The sequence below is a fragment of the Pseudomonas sp. BT76 TE3572 genome (genome assembly GCF_050435365.1).
GTDB classification, from domain to species: domain Bacteria; phylum Pseudomonadota; class Gammaproteobacteria; order Pseudomonadales; family Pseudomonadaceae; genus Aquipseudomonas; species Aquipseudomonas fluorescens_W.
In genome coordinates this window covers 15,083-35,184 of record NZ_JBNDKE010000001.1, presented here as the reverse complement: position 1 = coordinate 35,184, position 20,102 = coordinate 15,083, and the positions used below count along the sequence as shown (strand labels likewise).

Below are 20,102 nucleotides of genomic sequence, written 5' to 3'. Positions count from 1 at the left end.
TTCGCACTTTCCTGCGGGCAAAACAAAACCCCTACCTGCATACGCAGATAGGGGGTTCGGAATTTAATCTTGACGATGACCTACTCTCACATGGGGAAACCCCACACTACCATCGGCGATGCATCGTTTCACTGCTGAGTTCGGGATGGGATCAGGTGGTTCCAATGCTCTATGGTCGTCAAGAAATTCGGTAGCCAGGTCGTTTGCCTTGCGGCGCACGCTCCAGCGAATGGGTAAGTGATAGATTTGGTGTTTTGTGAGTATCTCGAACTTTCGGTTCGTTTCGTCTTCACACACCGCAATCTGGTGCCTCTTCAGGTCAGCAAATTGCTTGGGTGTTATATGGTCAAGCCTCACGGGCAATTAGTATTGGTTAGCTCAACGCCTCACAGCGCTTACACACCCAACCTATCAACGTCGTAGTCTTCGACGGCCCTTCAGGGGACTCAAGGTCCCAGTGAGATCTCATCTTGAGGCTAGTTTCCCGCTTAGATGCTTTCAGCGGTTATCTATTCCGAACATAGCTACCCGGCAATGCCACTGGCGTGACAACCGGAACACCAGAGGTTCGTCCACTCCGGTCCTCTCGTACTAGGAGCAGCCCCTCTCAAATCTCAAACGTCCACGGCAGATAGGGACCGAACTGTCTCACGACGTTCTAAACCCAGCTCGCGTACCACTTTAAATGGCGAACAGCCATACCCTTGGGACCGGCTTCAGCCCCAGGATGTGATGAGCCGACATCGAGGTGCCAAACACCGCCGTCGATATGAACTCTTGGGCGGTATCAGCCTGTTATCCCCGGAGTACCTTTTATCCGTTGAGCGATGGCCCTTCCATACAGAACCACCGGATCACTAAGACCTACTTTCGTACCTGCTCGACGTGTCTGTCTCGCAGTCAAGCGCGCTTTTGCCTTTATACTCTACGACCGATTTCCGACCGGTCTGAGCGCACCTTCGTACTCCTCCGTTACTCTTTAGGAGGAGACCGCCCCAGTCAAACTACCCACCATACACTGTCCTCGATCCGGATAACGGACCTGAGTTAGAACCTCAAAGTTGCCAGGGTGGTATTTCAAGGTTGGCTCCACGCGAACTGGCGTCCACGCTTCAAAGCCTCCCACCTATCCTACACAAGCAAATTCAAAGTCCAGTGCAAAGCTATAGTAAAGGTTCACGGGGTCTTTCCGTCTAGCCGCGGATACACTGCATCTTCACAGCGATTTCAATTTCACTGAGTCTCGGGTGGAGACAGCGCCGCCATCGTTACGCCATTCGTGCAGGTCGGAACTTACCCGACAAGGAATTTCGCTACCTTAGGACCGTTATAGTTACGGCCGCCGTTTACCGGGGCTTCGATCAAGAGCTTCGCGTTAGCTAACCCCATCAATTAACCTTCCGGCACCGGGCAGGCGTCACACCCTATACGTCCACTTTCGTGTTTGCAGAGTGCTGTGTTTTTAATAAACAGTCGCAGCGGCCTGGTATCTTCGACCGGCATGGGCTTACGCAGTAAATGCTTCACCCTCACCGGCGCACCTTCTCCCGAAGTTACGGTGCCATTTTGCCTAGTTCCTTCACCCGAGTTCTCTCAAGCGCCTTGGTATTCTCTACCCAACCACCTGTGTCGGTTTGGGGTACGGTTCCTGGTTACCTGAAGCTTAGAAGCTTTTCTTGGAAGCATGGCATCAACCACTTCGTCACCCAGAGGGTAACTCGTCATCAGCTCTCGGCCTTAGAATCCCGGATTTACCTAAGATTCCAGCCTACCACCTTAAACTTGGACAACCAACGCCAAGCTGGCCTAGCCTTCTCCGTCCCTCCATCGCAATAACCAGAAGTACAGGAATATTAACCTGTTTTCCATCGACTACGCTTTTCAGCCTCGCCTTAGGGACCGACTAACCCTGCGTCGATTAACGTTGCGCAGGAAACCTTGGTCTTTCGGCGTGGGTGTTTTTCACACCCATTGTCGTTACTCATGTCAGCATTCGCACTTCTGATACCTCCAGCGAGCTTCTCAACTCACCTTCACAGGCTTACAGAACGCTCCTCTACCGCATCACCTAAGTGATACCCGTAGCTTCGGTGTATGGTTTGAGCCCCGTTACATCTTCCGCGCAGGCCGACTCGACTAGTGAGCTATTACGCTTTCTTTAAAGGGTGGCTGCTTCTAAGCCAACCTCCTAGCTGTCTAAGCCTTCCCACATCGTTTCCCACTTAACCATAACTTTGGGACCTTAGCTGACGGTCTGGGTTGTTTCCCTTTTCACGACGGACGTTAGCACCCGCCGTGTGTCTCCCATGCTCGGCACTTGTAGGTATTCGGAGTTTGCATCGGTTTGGTAAGTCGGGATGACCCCCTAGCCGAAACAGTGCTCTACCCCCTACAGTGATACATGAGGCGCTACCTAAATAGCTTTCGAGGAGAACCAGCTATCTCCGAGCTTGATTAGCCTTTCACTCCGATCCACAGGTCATCCGCTAACTTTTCAACGGTAGTCGGTTCGGTCCTCCAGTTAGTGTTACCCAACCTTCAACCTGCCCATGGATAGATCGCCCGGTTTCGGGTCTATTCCCAGCGACTAGACGCCCTATTAAGACTCGCTTTCGCTACGCCTCCCCTATTCGGTTAAGCTCGCCACTGAAAATAAGTCGCTGACCCATTATACAAAAGGTACGCAGTCACCCAACAAAGTGGGCTCCCACTGCTTGTACGCATACGGTTTCAGGATCTATTTCACTCCCCTCTCCGGGGTTCTTTTCGCCTTTCCCTCACGGTACTAGTTCACTATCGGTCAGTCAGTAGTATTTAGCCTTGGAGGATGGTCCCCCCATATTCAGACAAAGTTTCTCGTGCTCCGTCCTACTCGATTTCATGACTAAGAGATTTTCGCGTACAGGGCTATCACCCACTATGGCCGTACTTTCCAGAACGTTCCGCTAATCTCAAAGCCACTTAAGGGCTAGTCCCCGTTCGCTCGCCACTACTAAGGGAATCTCGGTTGATTTCTTTTCCTCAGGGTACTTAGATGTTTCAGTTCCCCTGGTTCGCCTCTTAAGCCTATGTATTCAGCTTAAGATAACCATCTTATGATGGCTGGGTTCCCCCATTCAGACATCTCCGGATCAAAGTCTGTTTGCCGACTCCCCGAAGCTTTTCGCAGGCTACCACGTCTTTCATCGCCTCTGACTGCCAAGGCATCCACCGTATGCGCTTCTTCACTTGACCATATAACCCCAAGCAATCTGGTTATACTGTGAAGACGACATTCGCCGAAAATTCGATAATACTCAATTAAGAGCAACTCACAAATTTTACCTTAGCCTGATCCGTTACCAGTGAAAGTAACGTTCAGTCTATCTTTCTATCACATACCCAAATTTTTAAAGAACGATCTAATCAAAGACTAGAAATCAACATTCACCATCGTCACGATGGAATGCTCATTTCTAAGCTTTCAACAACAGAAGCAGTAGTGGTGGAGCCAAACGGGATCGAACCGTTGACCTCCTGCGTGCAAGGCAGGCGCTCTCCCAGCTGAGCTATGGCCCCGTATTTCTACAGGTTCCCACACAAAATTGGTGGGTCTGGGCAGATTCGAACTGCCGACCTCACCCTTATCAGGGGTGCGCTCTAACCAACTGAGCTACAGACCCAATTTCGAGCTTTAAGGCCGACCTCACCCTGCTCTTGACCACAAAGCATGGGGTGCGCTCTAACCAACTAAGCTACAACCCGTCAGGGCTGCTTCTTTATCGTCTTCTTCAATGAATCAAGCAATTCGTGTGGGAACTTATGGAGCAGCTGATGTCGTCGATTAAGGAGGTGATCCAGCCGCAGGTTCCCCTACGGCTACCTTGTTACGACTTCACCCCAGTCATGAATCACACCGTGGTAACCGTCCTCCCGAAGGTTAGACTAGCTACTTCTGGTGCAACCCACTCCCATGGTGTGACGGGCGGTGTGTACAAGGCCCGGGAACGTATTCACCGCGACATTCTGATTCGCGATTACTAGCGATTCCGACTTCACGCAGTCGAGTTGCAGACTGCGATCCGGACTACGATCGGTTTTCTGGGATTAGCTCCACCTCGCGGCTTGGCAACCCTCTGTACCGACCATTGTAGCACGTGTGTAGCCCAGGCCGTAAGGGCCATGATGACTTGACGTCATCCCCACCTTCCTCCGGTTTGTCACCGGCAGTCTCCTTAGAGTGCCCACCTTAACGTGCTGGTAACTAAGGACAAGGGTTGCGCTCGTTACGGGACTTAACCCAACATCTCACGACACGAGCTGACGACAGCCATGCAGCACCTGTCTCAATGTTCCCGAAGGCACCAATCCATCTCTGGAAAGTTCATTGGATGTCAAGGCCTGGTAAGGTTCTTCGCGTTGCTTCGAATTAAACCACATGCTCCACCGCTTGTGCGGGCCCCCGTCAATTCATTTGAGTTTTAACCTTGCGGCCGTACTCCCCAGGCGGTCAACTTAATGCGTTAGCTGCGCCACTAAGAGCTCAAGGCTCCCAACGGCTAGTTGACATCGTTTACGGCGTGGACTACCAGGGTATCTAATCCTGTTTGCTCCCCACGCTTTCGCACCTCAGTGTCAGTATCAGTCCAGGTGGTCGCCTTCGCCACTGGTGTTCCTTCCTATATCTACGCATTTCACCGCTACACAGGAAATTCCACCACCCTCTACCATACTCTAGCTTGTCAGTTTTGAATGCAGTTCCCAGGTTGAGCCCGGGGATTTCACATCCAACTTAACAAACCACCTACGCGCGCTTTACGCCCAGTAATTCCGATTAACGCTTGCACCCTCTGTATTACCGCGGCTGCTGGCACAGAGTTAGCCGGTGCTTATTCTGTCGGTAACGTCAAAACACTAACGTATTAGGTTAATGCCCTTCCTCCCAACTTAAAGTGCTTTACAATCCGAAGACCTTCTTCACACACGCGGCATGGCTGGATCAGGCTTTCGCCCATTGTCCAATATTCCCCACTGCTGCCTCCCGTAGGAGTCTGGACCGTGTCTCAGTTCCAGTGTGACTGATCATCCTCTCAGACCAGTTACGGATCGTCGCCTTGGTGAGCCATTACCTCACCAACTAGCTAATCCGACCTAGGCTCATCTGATAGCGCAAGGCCCGAAGGTCCCCTGCTTTCTCCCGTAGGACGTATGCGGTATTAGCGTCCGTTTCCGAGCGTTATCCCCCACTACCAGGCAGATTCCTAGGCATTACTCACCCGTCCGCCGCTCGCCACCAGGTACAAGTACCCGTGCTGCCGCTCGACTTGCATGTGTTAGGCCTGCCGCCAGCGTTCAATCTGAGCCATGATCAAACTCTTCAGTTCAAACATCTTTGGGTTTTTAAGAAACCCTAAACTTGGCTCAGCAATCGTTGGTTACATCTTTGATTTCTCGCGGAGTAACTTGTGATGCTGATAATCTTGTTGACTATCAGTCTGACTCCACAAGCACCCACACGAATTGCTTGATTCAGTTGTTAAAGAGCGGTTGGTTAAGAGCTTTCGTCTCAACCGAGGCGCGCATTCTACAGCAGCCTCTGTTGCTGTCAAGCGGTTATTTTCCGAAGTTTTCAAAGTTTCCTTTGCAACTTCAACCACTTGCGCTTTCGATCTCTCGTTAGCGGGAGGCGAATTCTACAGCGTTACTCGCTGCTGTCAACACCTCTTTTGTTCCGCTTTCGACCGAGAAGATCGAATCGTTAAAAGAGCCAAACCACCTTGCTCTTTCAACTCCTTCTGGGCTTCGATGAGCTGAAGCCACTCGCTGTCGAAAACTGCGTAACTCGTTGTTTACCAAGGAGTTTTCCGTTTCGACTGCGCCGGAAGTGGGGCGAATTATAGACTTCCAGAATCTGCCGTCAACCGTTAATTGTACTTTTCTATCAAACACTTGCAGAACGCCGACGAACAGCCCATTCGCCCTCTATATAGAAAAGCAAAACGAATCCTTCTATATAGAGGGATTGGAAATCCCGAAGCCCCTGGATAGTTTCGCGTAGCCCCAAAACGAGAAACAGGATCAAGCAACATGTCTCGTCCTGAACAAGGTTTACACCTTCTGACTTCTTATCAGTAGCAACACAAAATTCATTTCCGTGGCGCGGTCGAGCCATCCATCAGCCTTTAACTGACCCTCCAGAACCTGCACGATTGCCAGCTTTTTTCGCAACAGGGAGTCTTTATGCAAAGGATTGTAATTCTGGGCAATGCCGATAACGGCAAATCCACCCTCGCCCGGACCTTGTAGCAGGCTGTACAGAGAAGCTCGACCGGGCGTTCCTGACCTTTCTGAACTTCGTGTGGAATTTCGATCGTGGCTATCGCCCAGGTATCGAGGCGGTGCGCCTGGCCATAGGCCCGCAAATTTCTACAGTGCACTTGCGCGGTACCCGGCAGATTGCCGCATTTCTCGATAGCTTGTGCCCCAGGCCCGGCAAGTGTTGTGAGATAAAAACCTCGGGTTCGCTAAGAAGTCCGTGCGTCGCACAAAGAAGAGTCAGGTGTCGATATTGCTTTTTTACGACTACCGTTATCCGTCAGCACTACCTCTGCACCCATAGGCGAGCAACAAGCGGCACGGATGCTTACGAATACATGCCCCCACTTCGAGGATCAGACATGCATCCATCCTTTTTGCAGCGCATTGATGAGCTCGGCGCCTTGCTCGTCCACTCCAATGCAACACGCATCGAATTCTTCCGACGCACTAATCGACAGAAGTCGCGCCGCGGTGTTCGCTTCCAGGTGGTGACCCTGCAGCTCGGCATCTTCCAGGTCATCGAGCGATACACTGGCAAGACCTGGGCCTACCGTTTCAACTACCGTGAGGCCATGGATTTCGCCATCCAACTCGAGGAAAAGTCCAACCGTCGGAAGGGCGTGGCGCGGTGTTCTGCGAGCTAATGCTGCATCCGCGAGACGTGGTGATCGCCGATTCTGACTGTCGATCGTAAGCAGGCTTTCGTGACGTACTGCTTTCACTGCTTCGGTCAGACTGGAAACGGCCCACCATGACGCGTCAAGCCAGCTATGTCGAAAGGAGTCCCGCCTCTTGATAGCTCTGAACAAGTTCGTCGAATAAACCGATATCGAAGCGCGTTCGGGCAATCATTTGAGCGCCAGCAACGGCGGTATAAATGGCGCGGGCACGTCGCTCGCACACTTCAATGCTTCCCAGGCCGCCATCAGAGAGTAATTTCGTCAGCCACGCCACATTGATGTCTGCAAACGCCAGCACTTCACTCTTCACCTCCTCGGGCAGGTCCTGATATTCCGCAGCCATGAAGCTGAACAAACACAACCTGTTCCCGTTTTCCAGGGATGTTCGAAAGATGCTCGGGTACGCCTGCAGGCAGCGAATCGGATCGGGGTTTTCACCGCGCAGGGCTTCAAGAACACTGACAGTGTCCTCCCGGTATCGTCTTGCTACTGCGGCGCCAAGGTCGGCCTTGCTCGAGAAATGATAGTAGATGCTTGCGTTCTTGATCCCCACCGCATCAGCAATGCTTCGGAAATTGATCCCACTGTAGCCGTGGGTTTGAGCGGCCCATTTGGCGGCTTCCAATATCGCTTCCCGGGCATTTTCGCTCACGTTTTCATTCCTCGAATTTTTGATTGGTGTGGTCATCTGGCGCGATGTTACTCGCATACTTCATCACCTGCCAATTGGTAGGTAGTTGTTGACAGCACAGAAACAAGCGCCCAATCTTCACCTACCACTTGATAGGTAGGTAAATAGATCATGACTTTTCAGCAGCAACACGCCGACACGTCGAAATTCCCAATGATGAAAATTTACGACTGGTACAACGGGCCCTACCCGGCGCGAGTCCGTATCGCGCTAGCAGAGAAAGGCCTGTTGTCCCGGATCGAGTTTGTATCGGTCAATCTATGGACAGGCGAGCACAAGAAACCTGCGTTTCTAGCCATCAACTACTCCGGAACACTTCCCGTCCTGGAGCTGGCCGATGGCACGCTCATCGCGGAGTGCACTGCTATCACTCAGTACCTGGATGTTCTGGATGACAGCCCTGTGCTCACCGGTAAAACGCCCACTGAGAAAGGCATCATTCATATGATGACCAAGCGTGCGGAAATTGAGTTTCTGGATGCTGTCAGCGCGTACTTCCATCACGCAACGCCGGGGCTTGGGCCGGACGTCGAGCTTTCTCAGAACCCTGAATGGGGTGAGCGGATGCGGGACAAGGCCGTAAGAGGGATGCACTATTTCAACAGCGTCCTGAAAAATCAGCCTTTTGTGGCGGGCAATACATTTTCGATGGCCGACATTGCGGTACTGGGCGGCATGATTTTCGCCTCGCTGGTGAATCTGCCGATACCTGATGAATGTGAAGCATTGCATGCATGGCATGCCAGAATGAACGAGCGATCAAGCGTCCAGGAATGGCACGCCATGGTGAAACAAGGCGAGCCAAAAAACTGAGAAAGAATGCATCTGAATATGGCTTGATAACGACCGGCGCGACATAGCGCGCCGGTCACTTCCACCACCGCTAACTCACTTTTTTATTGAAACAATCGTCGCTCTGCCACCCTCGACTCGAAATGAAAACAACACTCGGTCTCCAGCCGTCAGCCCTGTCAGCTGATCTTCCTTAATGGAAAAGGCCATGGTCATCGGCGGCCATTGCACAGCTGGAACAGCGCCGTGAGAGATGGTCACCGTATGCTTAGTAGTATTGATAGCCTTGATCGTACCGTCGGCGGTAGCGACTGGAGCCTGCGTTGCTTCCTGCTTCATCTGCATGCCCTCCATTCCGTCCATTTTCATCCCCGGCATATCCTCTGCGTGGGCCGAAAGAGACAGCGTGAATACGGTGCTTGCAACTGCAATCAGGGTCAGTTTCATACGACTTTTCCTCGAGGAGGGACAGGTTCAGCTGAGAGTTGCCGGCGACGCATCAGGCGATAGGCTGCCGGAATGACAAACAGGGAAAGCAAGGGCGCCGTGATCATGCCGCCGACCATGGGTGCAGCAATTCGGCTCATCACCTCGCTGCCGGTCCCGCTGCCCAGCAAGATGGGTAACAAGCCAGCAATGATGACGGTCACGGTCATGGCCTTGGGTCGAACACGCTGCACGGCGCCTTCACGAATCGCCGCAACCAGACCGAGCTCAGTGCTGTCGCCGAGGTCTTCACGTTCGGCCCAGGCGTTCTTTAGGTAGAGCAGCATGATCACTCCAAACTCGGCAGAAACACCGGCCAAGGCGATAAAGCCGACCCCGGTGGCGACTGACAGGTTGAACCCCAACAGATAGAGGAACCATGCCCCGCCAGTCAGGGCGAATGGCAGAGTGGCCATGATCAGCAAGGCCTCATCGAAGCGGGCGAAGGTCAGGTAGAGCAACACGAAGATGATCAACAGCGTGGCAGGCACCACCAGTTTGAGTCGTGCGTTGGCCCTTTCGAGAAACTCGAACTGCCCCGAGTAACTCAGGCTCATACCAGACTGCAACTTGACCTGCTCATTGACGATCCGTCGTAGATCAGCGACCACCGACGCAATGTCCCTACCACGCACATCGATGTACACCCAACCTGAAGGTCGTGCGTTCTCGCTTTTGAGCATCGGCGGACCGTCCGTGACGTTGACCTTTGCCACTGTGCCGAGGGTGATCTGGCTCCCGAGCGGGGTATAGATCGGCAATTGCTCCAAGGCACCGAGCGAGTCACGCCATTCCCGTGGGTAACGCACGTTGATCGGGAAGCGTGCAAGCCCTTCAATGGTTTCGCCGACGTTTTCACCACCAATAGCGCCGGCCACGATGGACTGCACATCGGCGATGTTCAGTCCGTAGCGAGCGGCGGCTTTGCGGTCGATATCCACATCGATATAGCGACCACCCGTCAGTCGCTCGGCCAGAGCCGAACTGACTCCGGGTACACCCTTGGCCACTCGCTCGACGGCCTGAGTCGCGGCATCGATCTCCGTCAGGTTGGTGCCGGCAACTTTCACTCCGATGGGACTCTTGATCCCCGTAGCCAGCATGTCGATACGGTTACGAATCGGCGGTATCCAGATATTCGTAAGCCCAGGGACTCGTACCACTCGATCCAGTTCTTCCACCAGTTTTTCCTGGGTCATGCCTGCACGCCATTGCTCGTGCGGCTTGAATTGGATGGTGGTTTCGAACATCTCCAGCGGTGCCGGATCGGTGGCGGTTTCAGCGCGCCCCGCTTTACCGAAGACGTGTTCGACTTCAGGCACGGTCTTGATCAGACGGTCAGTTTGTTGCAGCAGTTGCGCCGCTTTCTGCGCCGACAATCCCGGCAGAGCTGAAGGCATATAAAGCAGGTCGCCCTCGTCCATCGGGGGGAGAAACTCGCCACCCAAGCGAGACATGGGCCATAGCGCACTGACAAAAACCAATAGCGCCACCAGCAGCGTGATCTTTGGTCGACGCAAGACTGCATCCAGGGCTGGCTGATAGATCCGAATCAACCACCGGTTCAACGGGTTCTGATGTTCACTGGGAATTCGTCCTCGAATCCAGTAGCCCATCAGCACCGGCACCAAAGTCACTGACAATCCCGCCGCTGCGGCCATGGCGTAGGTCTTGGTGAACGCCAAAGGGCCGAACAGCCGTCCTTCCTGAGCTTCCAGGGTGAACACCGGAATGAACGACAGGGTGATGATCAACAAACAGAAGAACAGCGCGGGGCCTACCTCTGTCGCCGCTTCGGTCATTACATGCCAATGACGTTCACCCTTCAGTTCTTCCCCCGGATTGGCCGCGTGCCATGCCTCGATCTTCTTGTGGGCGTTCTCGATCATCACTACGGCGGCATCGACCATGGCGCCGATGGCGATGGCTATCCCGCCCAAGGACATGATGTTGGCGTTGATGCCCTGGTAGCGCATGACGATGAAGGCAATCAGCACCCCCACCGGCAGCGAAGTGATCGCCACCAGCGATGAGCGCAAGTGCCAGAGGAAGATCCCACACACCAACGCGACGACGATGAACTCTTCGATCAGCTTGTGGCTGAGATTTTCCACAGCACGGTCGATCAGCTTGCTACGGTCGTAGGTGGTGACAATTTCCACACCGGCCGGCAGACTGCTTTTCAATTCGTCGAGTTTAGTCTTGACCGCCGCAATGGTCTCGCGAGCGTTCTTGCCACTTCGCAAAATCACCACGCCACCGACGGTCTCGCCTTCGCCGTCAAGCTCAGTAATGCCACGTCGCATTTCCGGTCCCAACTGAATGGTGGCGACATCACCAAGGGTCACCGGCACACCACCCGAACCCAACTTGAGCGGGATCGCCCGAAAGTCATTGAGCGTCTTCAAGTAGCCGGAGGCCCGCACGATGAACTCGGTCTCTGCCATCTCCAGCACCGCACCACCGGTTTCCTGGTTGGCCTTGCCGATCGCTTCGGTCACCTCAGCCTGAGTGATGCCGAGGCTAGCCAGTTTGAGCGGATCAAGCTGCACCTGGTACTGCTTGACCATGCCGCCCACGGTGGCAACTTCTGCAACATTGGGCAGAGTCTTGAGTTCGAACTTGAGGAACCAGTCCTGAAGTGCGCGAAGCTGCGCTAAATCATGTCCGCCACTGCGATCCACCAGCGCGTACTGGAAGATCCAGCCCACACCCGTCGCGTCCGGCCCCAATGCCGGTTTGGCGCTGGCCGGCAAGCGACTTTGTATCTGGCTCAAGTATTCCAACACCCGCGAGCGGGCCCAGTACACGTCAGTGCCGTCTTCGAACAGTACGTAAACGAAGCTGTCACCGAAGAAGGAGTAACCACGCACCGTCTTGGCGCCCGGCACTGAGAGCATGGTGGTGGCCAACGGATAGGTCACCTGGTTCTCGACGATCTGCGGCGCTTGTCCCGGATAAGGGGTGCGGATGATCACCTGAACATCGGAGAGATCCGGCAGCGCATCGATGGGCGTGCTCTGCACCGACCAAATGCCCCAAGCCGTGACAAACAGCGTCGCCAGTAGCACCAGCAACCGGTTGGCCACAGACCAACGAATCAGGGCAGCGATCATGGCTGGCTCCCCGATTTATCCAGACGCTCAACACGCAGACCGTCATCGGTCTGGCTCACCGCAATCCGAACCTTATCGCCCGTTTTGAGGCCTTGCATTAACGCCGGGTTGGCGAGTGGGAACGTCATCGTCATACCAGGCATGCCCAGCGTCTTGAAAGGACCATGGGCAAGCGTGACTTCTTTATCGTTGATCTCAACGATCTGCCCATCCGCTTCATGGAAGCTGGAGGCTGCTGCGCGGGGTGGTGACGCTTCCTCCGAGCTTGCAACAATGCCCTTTAGACTGGCCTCCGAGTCGAGCAGGAACTGGCCAGAGGTCACCACCTTCTGGCCTTCTTCCAGACCTTTCAATATCGCCGTCTTGCCATCGCTTTCCTGACCGAGTTGCACTTCAACAGGGCGGTAGCGGCCCGCGTCTTCGGCGAGCATCACCAAGGCACGTCGGCCAGTGCGAATGACGGCCTCGCTCGGAACCCACAACACACTTTGCCCGGTCGAGCGATTCAGGCGTACCTGCGCCGTCAAACCCGGCCTGAGGCGTCCGTCTGGATTGGGCAGTTCCACCCGCACACGAAGGGTGCGGCTGTCCGGATTGGTCTCGGGCAAAATCGCGCTGACCTTGCCACTTAGCGTTGTCCCTGGGAAGGCTGGCAGGCGTGCTTCGACCGCCTGCCCCACGGTGATTGATCCGGTATCCGATTCTGGAACGGCCACGGCTAGCCAGACACTGCTCAAGCCATTGACGCGTGCCAGAGTATCGCCAGCCGCCACGGTCATTCCCGCACGCACGTTCAATTCTTGCAGCACACCGGCAATGGGGCTGGTCAGCGTCAGGTAGGGCTGAACCTTACCGCCCCGCTCTACCTGAGTAATCAGTGTTGCCGGCATCCCTGTGAGTCGTAGTCGTTGTCGGGCGGCAGCCAACAAGTCAGCATCTCCATTGCGCCTCAGCGCAAGAAACTCTGTCTGGGCAGCCGCCCATTCCGGCACCAGGATATCCGCCAACGCCGCATTGGCTTTGAGTACATCGCCGGGAGCATGGGCGTAGACCCGCTCCACGAAGCCCGCGGTGCGTGCCTGGATCACAGCGACATCACGTTCGTTGAACGTCAAGGCACCTGTCACGTCGAGGCTCGAATCAAGGATCCCTCGAGTGACAGTCGCAAAACGCAGACCGAGATTCTGGGTCAGACCTGGATCGATACTGACGGTCGCACGGTCCCCTGCGCCGCTGGCGTATTGGGGGACCAGTTGCATGTCCATGAAGGGGGACTTACCCGGCTTATCGAACTTTTGTTGCGGGTACATGGGGTCGTACCAATACAGAGCCTTGCGTTCATCCGGTGAATTGAGGCTCTGTTCCGGAGCGGTACCTGGTACTCCACTCATGCGCTGGTGAGCGAACCAGTAGCCACCGGCAACACCCAATACCAGCGAGATACCTACCAGCCATGCCCCGTTCCATTTTCCAAGGATCATTGGCTGGACTCCCCATAAGCAAAATACAGACGCGCGCTGGTCAGCGCTCGCTGCTCTTCCACGTCGATCTGTTTGAGGCGGGCTTCGATGAGTTCACGTCGGGCGGCAACAACGGCGTTCAAATCGCCTTTGCCGGCCCGATAACTGGCAATGCTGAGTTCGACCTTTTCCTTGGCCAGCGGCAACAGGCTTTCCTGGTTGCGGCGCACAGCACGATTCAGGCGCTCATAGTCAGCCAGTTCGTTTTCCAGTTGCTGGGTGTGCTCGCGAGACAGGGCTTCGCGCTCGGCCTCAAGCTGGCTGAGTTCAGCCTGTTTGGCTGCGATTTTGGGATTTTGGCGAGAGTCAGGAAACAGCGGCAGGTCCCAGGAAAATTGCACGCTGACCATATCGCCGAACTCACGGCCACGGTGCTGGTAATCCAGTTCCCAGCTCCAGTCCGACTGCTTCTCCGACACAGCTTCACGAACCTTGGCTTGCGCTTCACGGGTCATCGGCGCAAACGCTGCCAGCTCGGGATGATGTTGCAGTTTATGGGCGTAGCCGGAGGGATCGACGGGCCATTCAGGCAAGCTGCCCACAGGCTTGTCGTTGGCGGCGGAGCCAATCCAGCGTTTGAGGGCTGCTCGAGCCTGCGCTCTCTGGAGAATCAGATCGTCCTGTTGCTCCGCCAGTTGAGCCGCCTCTTGCTTGGGCGTCACCGCATCCGCGGGTTGAGCACGGCCTCCGGCAATCTGGGCACGGACGGTATCGGTCAACAGGCGGTTTTCTTTGTAGAAGTTCTGGAACAGCGCATCTTTGCGCTCAACCGAGTAGCTACTGATCCAAGCCAACGCCGTGGACTGGCGTACCTTCAGACGTTCGACTCGACGCTCCGCAGCGGCGCGATCAACGGCCGCATCGGCGATCTCGACGCGCGCTTTGCGCTTGTCGCTGTTGGGCATCTCCTGCCTGACTCCGACCATTTGCATGGTCATGAAATCCTGGTCGATGCTCCAACGATCTGGACCGCCAATGGGGTAGTTCTGCACACCCAGCAGCAGCTTGGGGTCAGGTAGCTCACCGGCTGGAATAGCCGCGCTGCTGGCAGCCTGAATTTTGGCGTCTTGTGCGGTCAGCGACGGTGCATTGTTTTCGGCCAGCCGCAATGCTTCATCGAGTGTCAATGCGGCAGCGAAGCTCGGCAATGCCAGTATGCTTGCCGCCAGACCGGCCACGAGGGACCAGCCTGTGCAATACCACTTGGAGTTCATGTTTACGATTCCTGTGATCATCCACTGCACGCGGTAAAAGACACGCGCGCAGCTAGTCCATCCCGCTAATGCGGAAAGAGGCTCAATGTGGGACAGGAGTCAAACGCGAGGCGGGCGCCATACCCCGGACGGGGTTTGTACGGGTAGGGAATCGCTGAAGAAGGAAATCACGACGGGGCTGAATACGGTTACAGGAGGCTTGAAGATCGAGACTTGCAGCATGCCGCCCGTCTTGCATTCCTGGCCCGGCTTACATGGTTTGCCGTGCTCGGAAGGGCTTTTCATATCGTTGCAGCAGTCCATCGCCATGTCGTCCATCATCGCCATGCCCATCGTCTTCATTGGGCAAGGTTCTGTCGGTGCCTGAACGCCCGCCATCCCGCTGAGGGGAAGCGCCAAGCTGATCATGAAAATGATGCAAAACCGCAGATAGCGTTTCATGGGCTGGAGTGTAGTCGTCGAAAACAGCGGTTACCATTCGAAAAATGTCTTGGCGATCTACTGAAAGACGCTGAAGAAGCGCGATCTCACCATCGCTTGATTAAGCCAGCGTTACGGATAAAAACCGGAACTCGTACAAGCACCGAGCGCATCCCTGTCCATAGCGATCTGGTATTGAAGTGAGTGCGCCGCCTCAGGCGAATCCAGTCATCGTTCTGGCCGCTTCAGGTCTTTCAATGAGTCCATGGCTGTCTTCAATGAAGCGTCACAACCCTGCGGCTTTCGCCAATCCTGATCCGGTCCAGTGCCCTGTTCAGAGAATCCAAGGCGTCAAGGAGGGCTTTCGCCTCGATCTCTCGACCATCTCCCCAAAGGCGTTCAGCCATTCTGTTCAGGGCCTGGATGGCGTGCTCAATTTCATGAGCAGTAGCCGTCGCTGCTACTTTACTTTCCGTCTTTTTCTTCGGCATTCAGTAACCCTTCTGCAGGACATTGCTCTGTCTTTCAATTGTTAGTGCGAATACAGTGCCCACCGAAACAAGGGCTGCTCTGAGGGTCGGTGAAGCTATTGTTGTCGTCCGAGCCCAGGACTAGGCGCGCCCTTCACGCCAGTTTTGCGCAGGACTGAAACGAGAAAGGGGATCAAGCCGCTAAGTGCTTGGTCCCCCTACAAAGTAGGGTCGGGACGGAGTGTTTCGAATACTCGACCCCTAACCCCCCATCTCCTTTTTCATACTTCTTGAAAGCTTCCAACATTTTACTCTGGATTTTTCTAAGCCAGTATTTGCTTGAGCTCCAGCGGTGTTCTGCTCTACGAAAGTCCAGGCGCGTTCATCAAGAGCCGAGGTTTCTGTGGGGGAAAAGTAGGGAAAACCCATTTCATGGCCAAAATCACCATCACAGAACTCGAGTCGCTGACCGCCAACGATGCCGGCCGGATCCTCAGGGAGGATGGCAATTTGGCCGGTCGAATCTCGGTCCGTAAGGACGGTGTTTCGGTCAGCTTTTTCTATCGGTGGGGCGACCAGAACAAAGAGTACTCCTGCGGGTCTTGGCCGCGCAAAATCCCTGACGAACATCCGCAAGGCACGTAACCAGGCCCACGCGCTTAATACAGATGACGTGACTAATAGTGGAGGAAATTACTACCCGTCCCGCTGTATGAAAGTCATAAGCCCAAATACCGTGTCAAACCTGCTCAGATAAAACCCTTGCTGGGAATGCTTCCACTTTTAGCTTCTCCATCACCAGTCCTATAAAGGCTGATACCGCCAACGGCAAATGTTGCCGGCTGGGATAAAGCACATGCAGGCCGTATCCAGTGCGATGGTAATGCGGTAGCACAGGTACAAGGCGGCCAGCCTGAAGATCGGCATTAACTATCGTGGGCGGCAGCAACGCAATGCCCAAGCCAGCCACCGTGGCCTTACGCAATGTCTGAGCCGTGTTGCCATTGAAACGGCTGGTGATCTGCACGTCTTCCTCAACGCCGTTTGGCCCATTAAGACGCCACGTGGTGACGCCGCTAGGATGACCGAAACTCACACAGTCGTGATTGACCAGATCCTCTAGCGTAGCGGGCACACCTCGGTTATTGAGGTACTTGGGGCTGGCGACCAAACCTTCATTGCCTGCTCCAATGAGTTGACGACCGACGTATCCCGAATCCTGCAAAGTGCCCCCTCGAAACGCGATGTCGATCCGATCAGCGATCAAATCGGCGCGTGTATCACTTAGCACGAAGTCAAGCTGAACACGTGGATGCAAGGCTAGAAAATCGGCCACCCATTCCATAGGGAAGAAGTCGAAGAAATCAGCCATCGCCGCAATGCGCACAATGCCACTCGGCTCCTGGTTTCCCGTCATCAATTGCTGTCCGGCATCGATCAGCCCTTCTACCGCGCCAGAGCACCGGTCATGAAAAGCCTGACCTGAATGGGTAAGTGTGAGTTTGCGCGTGGAGCGCTGCAGCAACCGTGTGCCGAGCTGCGCCTCGAGCTGTTGAACGCGCCTGCTTAAGGTGTTGGGCGGCATTCCAAGCTGCCGCGCCGCTTCGGCAAAGCTGCCGTTGCGTACCACTTGTACAAACAAGGCGATGTCATTCAGGTCAATCATCTTATCGCCACCACTTCGTTTAATGGATTAGTTCAATCCAATTATGCCATCTAATAAAGTAATCCGAAGACGCATATCCTTCAGACATTGCTGCATTTGACCTTCATTCTGCCGGAACAACCCATGACCTCACCCCCTCTCATCGGCATCGTCGTCAGTTCGGCCCGTGAAGCTCGCTTCGATGAAAAACACGAGCTCTGGATCCACGAGATAGCAAAACAGCGCAAAGATCTCGCCATCGAATTGATCGATCTGTGCGATCACTCGCTGCCCTTCTTCGACGATCCGCAATCCGCATCCTCAGCAGACCAAAGCCGTGCGAGACAACGCTGGGCCGACAGGCTCGCACCGATCGACGGCCTGATCGTGGTCACACCGGAGTACGACCAGGGTACAAGCGCCGAGCTGAAAGTAGCCTTCGACATTGCCGGCCAGGAGCTCGGTCGTAAACCGATCGGCTTCGTTGGTTATGGCGGTACTGGTCGCGCCATCGAACAACTGCAGCTGGTGGCCATTGAGTTGCAGATGGCACCGGTACGCAATGCCGTGCACATCGGCATCGCTGAATTCATCGGCATCTGGCAACAGGGAAAGAACTTCAACGATTACCCGCATCTGGCCCAGGTAGCCAAAGCGCTGCTCGATGACATTGTCTGGTGGGCCCAGGCGCTCAAAACCCCGAGAGAAAACATATGACCGCCACCGTCGCTGTTCTGCAACGCGCCATTGTCCATCGCACTAAAGGCAGCACCCATGGCCCTATAACGCGGCTTATGAGCCCGGGCGATCTGGGCGAGCTTTTGAAGCCTTTTATTTTCCTTGATATTTTCAGTTTGAACGCCAGTCGCGGTAAGTCCAATTTCGGCATGCACCCGCACTCAGGGATCGCGACGGTTACCTTCATGACCAAAGGTGACGTCGCCTATGAAGACACCACTGGCGCGGCAGGTGTATTGCTTGCCGGTGGTGTTGAGTGGATGCTCGCCGGCAACGGGGTTTGGCACGACGCTACGTTAGCCAACGAGTCCTCAATGCAGGGATTCCAGCTCTGGGTGGCACTGCCGCCGTCGGTGGAAAACGCCCCCGCGCTGAGTGTCTATCTTGCGCCCTCCCAAGTTCCGCAATCAGGCCCGGCGCGCGTGCTCCTGGGCCGCTATGGTAATGCGCGGAGCCTGATTGAAGCGCCGAATGACATGAACTATCTCGCCGTGAATTTGAAAGACGGCGAGCGCTGGCGGTATACCCCGCCGTCCGGACACACCGTGGCCTGGCTCGCGGTCGATGCAGGACGGCTGGACACGGGGGACCTGATTGATGCCGGCGAACTCGCCGTATTCGAGGAGTCCGAGCAATACATCGATTTCGTGGCTCAAGGCGAATGCTCATTCGTACTGGGCTCAGCAGTGAAGCATCCGCACGAACTGGTGACTGGCTACTACTCGGTACACACGAGCAGGGCAGCTCTGGCACAGGGCGAAACGGAGATACAGCGCATCGGCGAACGCCTGCGGCAGGAGGGACGACTGAGCTAGCCCCTGAGGCGCGCCTTCAGTCGATACGACTCCCCGTTAAATATCCCACCCATCCCGAATTATTAATCCTCAACCTACTGAGATACATCATGACCACGAGCAATCTCGACCGGCTTTTGTCCCCTGCACAAATCGGCTCCCTCCCTCTGAAAAACCACATGGTCATGGCGCCTTTGACGCGAAGCCGCGCCGGTGAAGGTGATGCTCCGACGCCCACCATGGTTGAGTATTACCGGCAACGTGCCGGTGCCGGCCTCATCATCACCGAGGGTTCTCAGGTCTCGGCACAAGGTAAAGGCTATATGAGAACGCCGGGCATCTTCACCTCCGAACAAATCGCTGGCTGGAGACAAGTCACCGACGCTGTTCATGCAGAAGGTGGACGGATATTCCTGCAACTCTGGCATGTCGGACGGCTCTCACATCCATTGGTGCAGATCAACAGCGCCCTGCCAGTAGCACCTTCAGCGATCAAGGCTGATGGTGAGATTTACACTTCTGAGGGACTCAAGTCTTACGAAATCCCAAGGGCTCTGGATCTCGATGAGATTCCTGACGTGATCGCTGATTTTCGCCAAGGTGCTGAAAACGCAAAACGTGCTGGATTCGACGGCGTTGAAATCCATGGTGCAAACGGTTATTTGATCGACCAGTTCCTACGCGATGGCACCAATACCCGAACCGATACCTACGGCGGATCTGTAGAGAATCGCGCTCGATTTCTCAAGGAGGTAGTCGAGTCCGTCATCGAGGTCTTCGGGGCCAGCCGCGTAGGCGTTCGCCTGTCGCCAATCTTCAATTATTTTTCCATGAGCGACTGCGATCCCCAAGCAACTTTCAACTACGCGGCGAAGATGCTCAGTCGCTATGGGTTGGCCTACATTCACGTGGTGGAACTCGGTGCAGCGTCATTCGATTTCAGGGAATTAAAGCATCGTTTCGGTGGTACCTACATCGCCAATGGTGGCTATGACGCAGAGCGAGCCGCAACGGCGCTCAGCTTAGGCGATGCTGATCTGGTGTCGTTTGGCACCGGGTTCCTGGCCAACCCGGATTTGGTGGAGCGATTCAAACACGGCGAGTCCTTGAACGAAGCAGACCCAACGACGTTCTACCAAGGTGAGGAACGCGGTTACACGGACTATCCGACCATGGCGCAATCCCGATCGACACTATGAGCGAAATATTGGATTAGACATCAGTCAGCGTTATGTCTCA

At 55.0% G+C, this 20,102-nt stretch carries 13 protein-coding genes, 2 tRNA genes, 3 rRNA genes and 2 pseudogenes; 7 read left to right on the top strand and 13 right to left on the bottom strand.

Annotated features, from left to right (window positions below; translation table 11 throughout):
- Positions 1 to 67: 67 nt before the first annotated feature.
- From rrf to ABH912_RS00145, 5 genes are all read right to left on the bottom strand, one after another.
- Positions 68 to 183 (bottom strand): 5S ribosomal RNA (rrf, locus tag ABH912_RS00165).
- A gap of 159 nt (positions 184 to 342) precedes the next feature.
- Positions 343 to 3,234, bottom strand: a 23S ribosomal RNA gene (locus tag ABH912_RS00160).
- Positions 3,235 to 3,482: 248 nt separating this feature from the next.
- Positions 3,483 to 3,558: transfer RNA gene (locus ABH912_RS00155), tRNA-Ala, on the bottom strand.
- A gap of 27 nt (positions 3,559 to 3,585) precedes the next feature.
- Positions 3,586 to 3,662: transfer RNA gene (locus ABH912_RS00150), tRNA-Ile, on the bottom strand.
- A gap of 162 nt (positions 3,663 to 3,824) precedes the next feature.
- A 16S ribosomal RNA gene (locus ABH912_RS00145) occupies positions 3,825 to 5,363 on the bottom strand.
- The 16S, 23S and 5S rRNA genes sit together here with 2 tRNA genes alongside, the layout of an rRNA operon.
- A gap of 903 nt (positions 5,364 to 6,266) precedes the next feature.
- On the opposite strand from ABH912_RS00145, the pseudogene ABH912_RS00140 reads away from it, so the two are divergent.
- Together ABH912_RS00140 and ABH912_RS00135 are read left to right on the top strand one after the other, a co-directional pair.
- Positions 6,267 to 6,485 (top strand): annotated as a pseudogene (locus ABH912_RS00140) (AAA family ATPase); the annotation flags it as partial.
- A gap of 171 nt (positions 6,486 to 6,656) precedes the next feature.
- Positions 6,657 to 6,941 (top strand): hypothetical protein, encoded by a 285-nt coding sequence (locus ABH912_RS00135; RefSeq protein WP_033061721.1) that lies wholly within the window; start codon positions 6,657 to 6,659, stop codon positions 6,939 to 6,941.
- A 124-nt stretch (positions 6,942 to 7,065) separates the two neighbouring features.
- On the opposite strand, the gene ABH912_RS00130 is transcribed toward ABH912_RS00135, so the two are convergent.
- Complete coding sequence (locus ABH912_RS00130; RefSeq protein WP_033061933.1) at positions 7,066 to 7,629, bottom strand: TetR/AcrR family transcriptional regulator; 564 nt, start codon at positions 7,627 to 7,629, stop codon at positions 7,066 to 7,068.
- Positions 7,630 to 7,779: 150 nt separating this feature from the next.
- On the opposite strand from ABH912_RS00130, the gene ABH912_RS00125 reads away from it, so the two are divergent.
- Positions 7,780 to 8,481 (top strand): glutathione S-transferase, encoded by a 702-nt coding sequence (locus tag ABH912_RS00125; protein ID WP_429509231.1) that lies wholly within the window; start codon positions 7,780 to 7,782, stop codon positions 8,479 to 8,481.
- Between the two features lie 75 nt (positions 8,482 to 8,556).
- Here the strand turns inward: ABH912_RS00125 and ABH912_RS00120 are convergent, their stop codons facing one another.
- The 6 genes from ABH912_RS00120 to ABH912_RS00095 all read right to left on the bottom strand — a co-directional run bounded on the left by ABH912_RS00120 (position 8,557) and on the right by ABH912_RS00095 (position 15,707).
- Positions 8,557 to 8,907: a copper-binding protein gene (locus ABH912_RS00120; protein WP_429509230.1), complete on the bottom strand. Its 351-nt coding sequence runs from the start codon at positions 8,905 to 8,907 to the stop codon at positions 8,557 to 8,559.
- Complete coding sequence (locus ABH912_RS00115; RefSeq protein WP_429509229.1) at positions 8,904 to 12,062, bottom strand: efflux RND transporter permease subunit; 3,159 nt, start codon at positions 12,060 to 12,062, stop codon at positions 8,904 to 8,906. Before ABH912_RS00115 ends, ABH912_RS00120 begins: the two co-directional genes overlap by 4 nt.
- On the bottom strand, positions 12,059 to 13,543 hold the full coding sequence (locus ABH912_RS00110) for an efflux RND transporter periplasmic adaptor subunit (protein WP_033061725.1): 1,485 nt from the start codon (positions 13,541 to 13,543) through the stop codon (positions 12,059 to 12,061). The genes ABH912_RS00115 and ABH912_RS00110 overlap by 4 nt, the downstream gene beginning before the upstream one ends.
- Positions 13,540 to 14,796: a TolC family protein gene (locus tag ABH912_RS00105; protein WP_033061726.1), complete on the bottom strand. Its 1,257-nt coding sequence runs from the start codon at positions 14,794 to 14,796 to the stop codon at positions 13,540 to 13,542. The genes ABH912_RS00110 and ABH912_RS00105 overlap by 4 nt, the downstream gene beginning before the upstream one ends.
- A gap of 99 nt (positions 14,797 to 14,895) precedes the next feature.
- Complete coding sequence (locus ABH912_RS00100; RefSeq protein WP_429509228.1) at positions 14,896 to 15,237, bottom strand: hypothetical protein; 342 nt, start codon at positions 15,235 to 15,237, stop codon at positions 14,896 to 14,898.
- Positions 15,238 to 15,491: 254 nt separating this feature from the next.
- Positions 15,492 to 15,707 carry a hypothetical protein gene (locus tag ABH912_RS00095; protein ID WP_033061728.1) on the bottom strand — a complete coding sequence of 72 codons (216 nt, stop codon included), beginning with the start codon at positions 15,705 to 15,707 and terminating at the stop codon, positions 15,492 to 15,494.
- Between the two features lie 411 nt (positions 15,708 to 16,118).
- Between ABH912_RS00095 and ABH912_RS00090 the strand changes: the two are divergent.
- Positions 16,119 to 16,362, top strand: a pseudogene (locus ABH912_RS00090) (site-specific integrase); the annotation flags it as partial.
- Between the two features lie 63 nt (positions 16,363 to 16,425).
- On the opposite strand, the gene ABH912_RS00085 reads toward ABH912_RS00090, so the two are convergent.
- Positions 16,426 to 17,352: a LysR family transcriptional regulator gene (locus ABH912_RS00085; RefSeq protein ID WP_429509227.1), complete on the bottom strand. Its 927-nt coding sequence runs from the start codon at positions 17,350 to 17,352 to the stop codon at positions 16,426 to 16,428.
- Between the two features lie 96 nt (positions 17,353 to 17,448).
- On the opposite strand from ABH912_RS00085, the gene ABH912_RS00080 reads away from it, so the two are divergent.
- The 3 genes from ABH912_RS00080 to ABH912_RS00070 all read left to right on the top strand — a co-directional run bounded on the left by ABH912_RS00080 (position 17,449) and on the right by ABH912_RS00070 (position 20,062).
- Positions 17,449 to 18,048, top strand: a complete 600-nt coding sequence (locus ABH912_RS00080) for an NADPH-dependent FMN reductase (protein WP_429509226.1) — start codon at positions 17,449 to 17,451, stop codon at positions 18,046 to 18,048.
- On the top strand, positions 18,045 to 18,884 hold the full coding sequence (locus ABH912_RS00075; RefSeq protein WP_033061732.1) for a pirin family protein: 840 nt from the start codon (positions 18,045 to 18,047) through the stop codon (positions 18,882 to 18,884). The genes ABH912_RS00080 and ABH912_RS00075 overlap by 4 nt, the downstream gene beginning before the upstream one ends.
- Before the next feature lie 89 nt (positions 18,885 to 18,973).
- The gene (locus ABH912_RS00070; RefSeq protein WP_429509225.1) at positions 18,974 to 20,062 is read left to right on the top strand and encodes an alkene reductase; all 1,089 of its coding nucleotides are present in this window, start codon (positions 18,974 to 18,976) and stop codon (positions 20,060 to 20,062) included.
- Positions 20,063 to 20,102 lie beyond the last annotated feature (40 nt).

Excerpts from the sequence above, each read along its gene's own strand:
- ABH912_RS00085 (WP_429509227.1), bottom strand. The coding sequence starts at position 17,352 with ATGATTGACCTGAATGACATCGCCTTGTTTGTACAAGTGGTACGCAAC.
- ABH912_RS00115 (WP_429509229.1), bottom strand. The coding sequence starts at position 12,062 with ATGATCGCTGCCCTGATTCGTTGGTCTGTGGCCAACCGGTTGCTGGTG.
- ABH912_RS00095 (WP_033061728.1), bottom strand. The coding sequence starts at position 15,707 with ATGCCGAAGAAAAAGACGGAAAGTAAAGTAGCAGCGACGGCTACTGCT.
- ABH912_RS00125 (WP_429509231.1), top strand. The coding sequence starts at position 7,780 with ATGACTTTTCAGCAGCAACACGCCGACACGTCGAAATTCCCAATGATG.
- ABH912_RS00120 (WP_429509230.1), bottom strand. The coding sequence starts at position 8,907 with ATGAAACTGACCCTGATTGCAGTTGCAAGCACCGTATTCACGCTGTCT.
- ABH912_RS00070 (WP_429509225.1), top strand. The coding sequence starts at position 18,974 with ATGACCACGAGCAATCTCGACCGGCTTTTGTCCCCTGCACAAATCGGC.
- ABH912_RS00110 (WP_033061725.1), bottom strand. The coding sequence starts at position 13,543 with ATGATCCTTGGAAAATGGAACGGGGCATGGCTGGTAGGTATCTCGCTG.
- ABH912_RS00105 (WP_033061726.1), bottom strand. The coding sequence starts at position 14,796 with ATGAACTCCAAGTGGTATTGCACAGGCTGGTCCCTCGTGGCCGGTCTG.
- ABH912_RS00100 (WP_429509228.1), bottom strand. The coding sequence starts at position 15,237 with ATGAAACGCTATCTGCGGTTTTGCATCATTTTCATGATCAGCTTGGCG.
- ABH912_RS00075 (WP_033061732.1), top strand. The coding sequence starts at position 18,045 with ATGACCGCCACCGTCGCTGTTCTGCAACGCGCCATTGTCCATCGCACT.
- ABH912_RS00135 (WP_033061721.1), top strand. The coding sequence starts at position 6,657 with ATGCATCCATCCTTTTTGCAGCGCATTGATGAGCTCGGCGCCTTGCTC.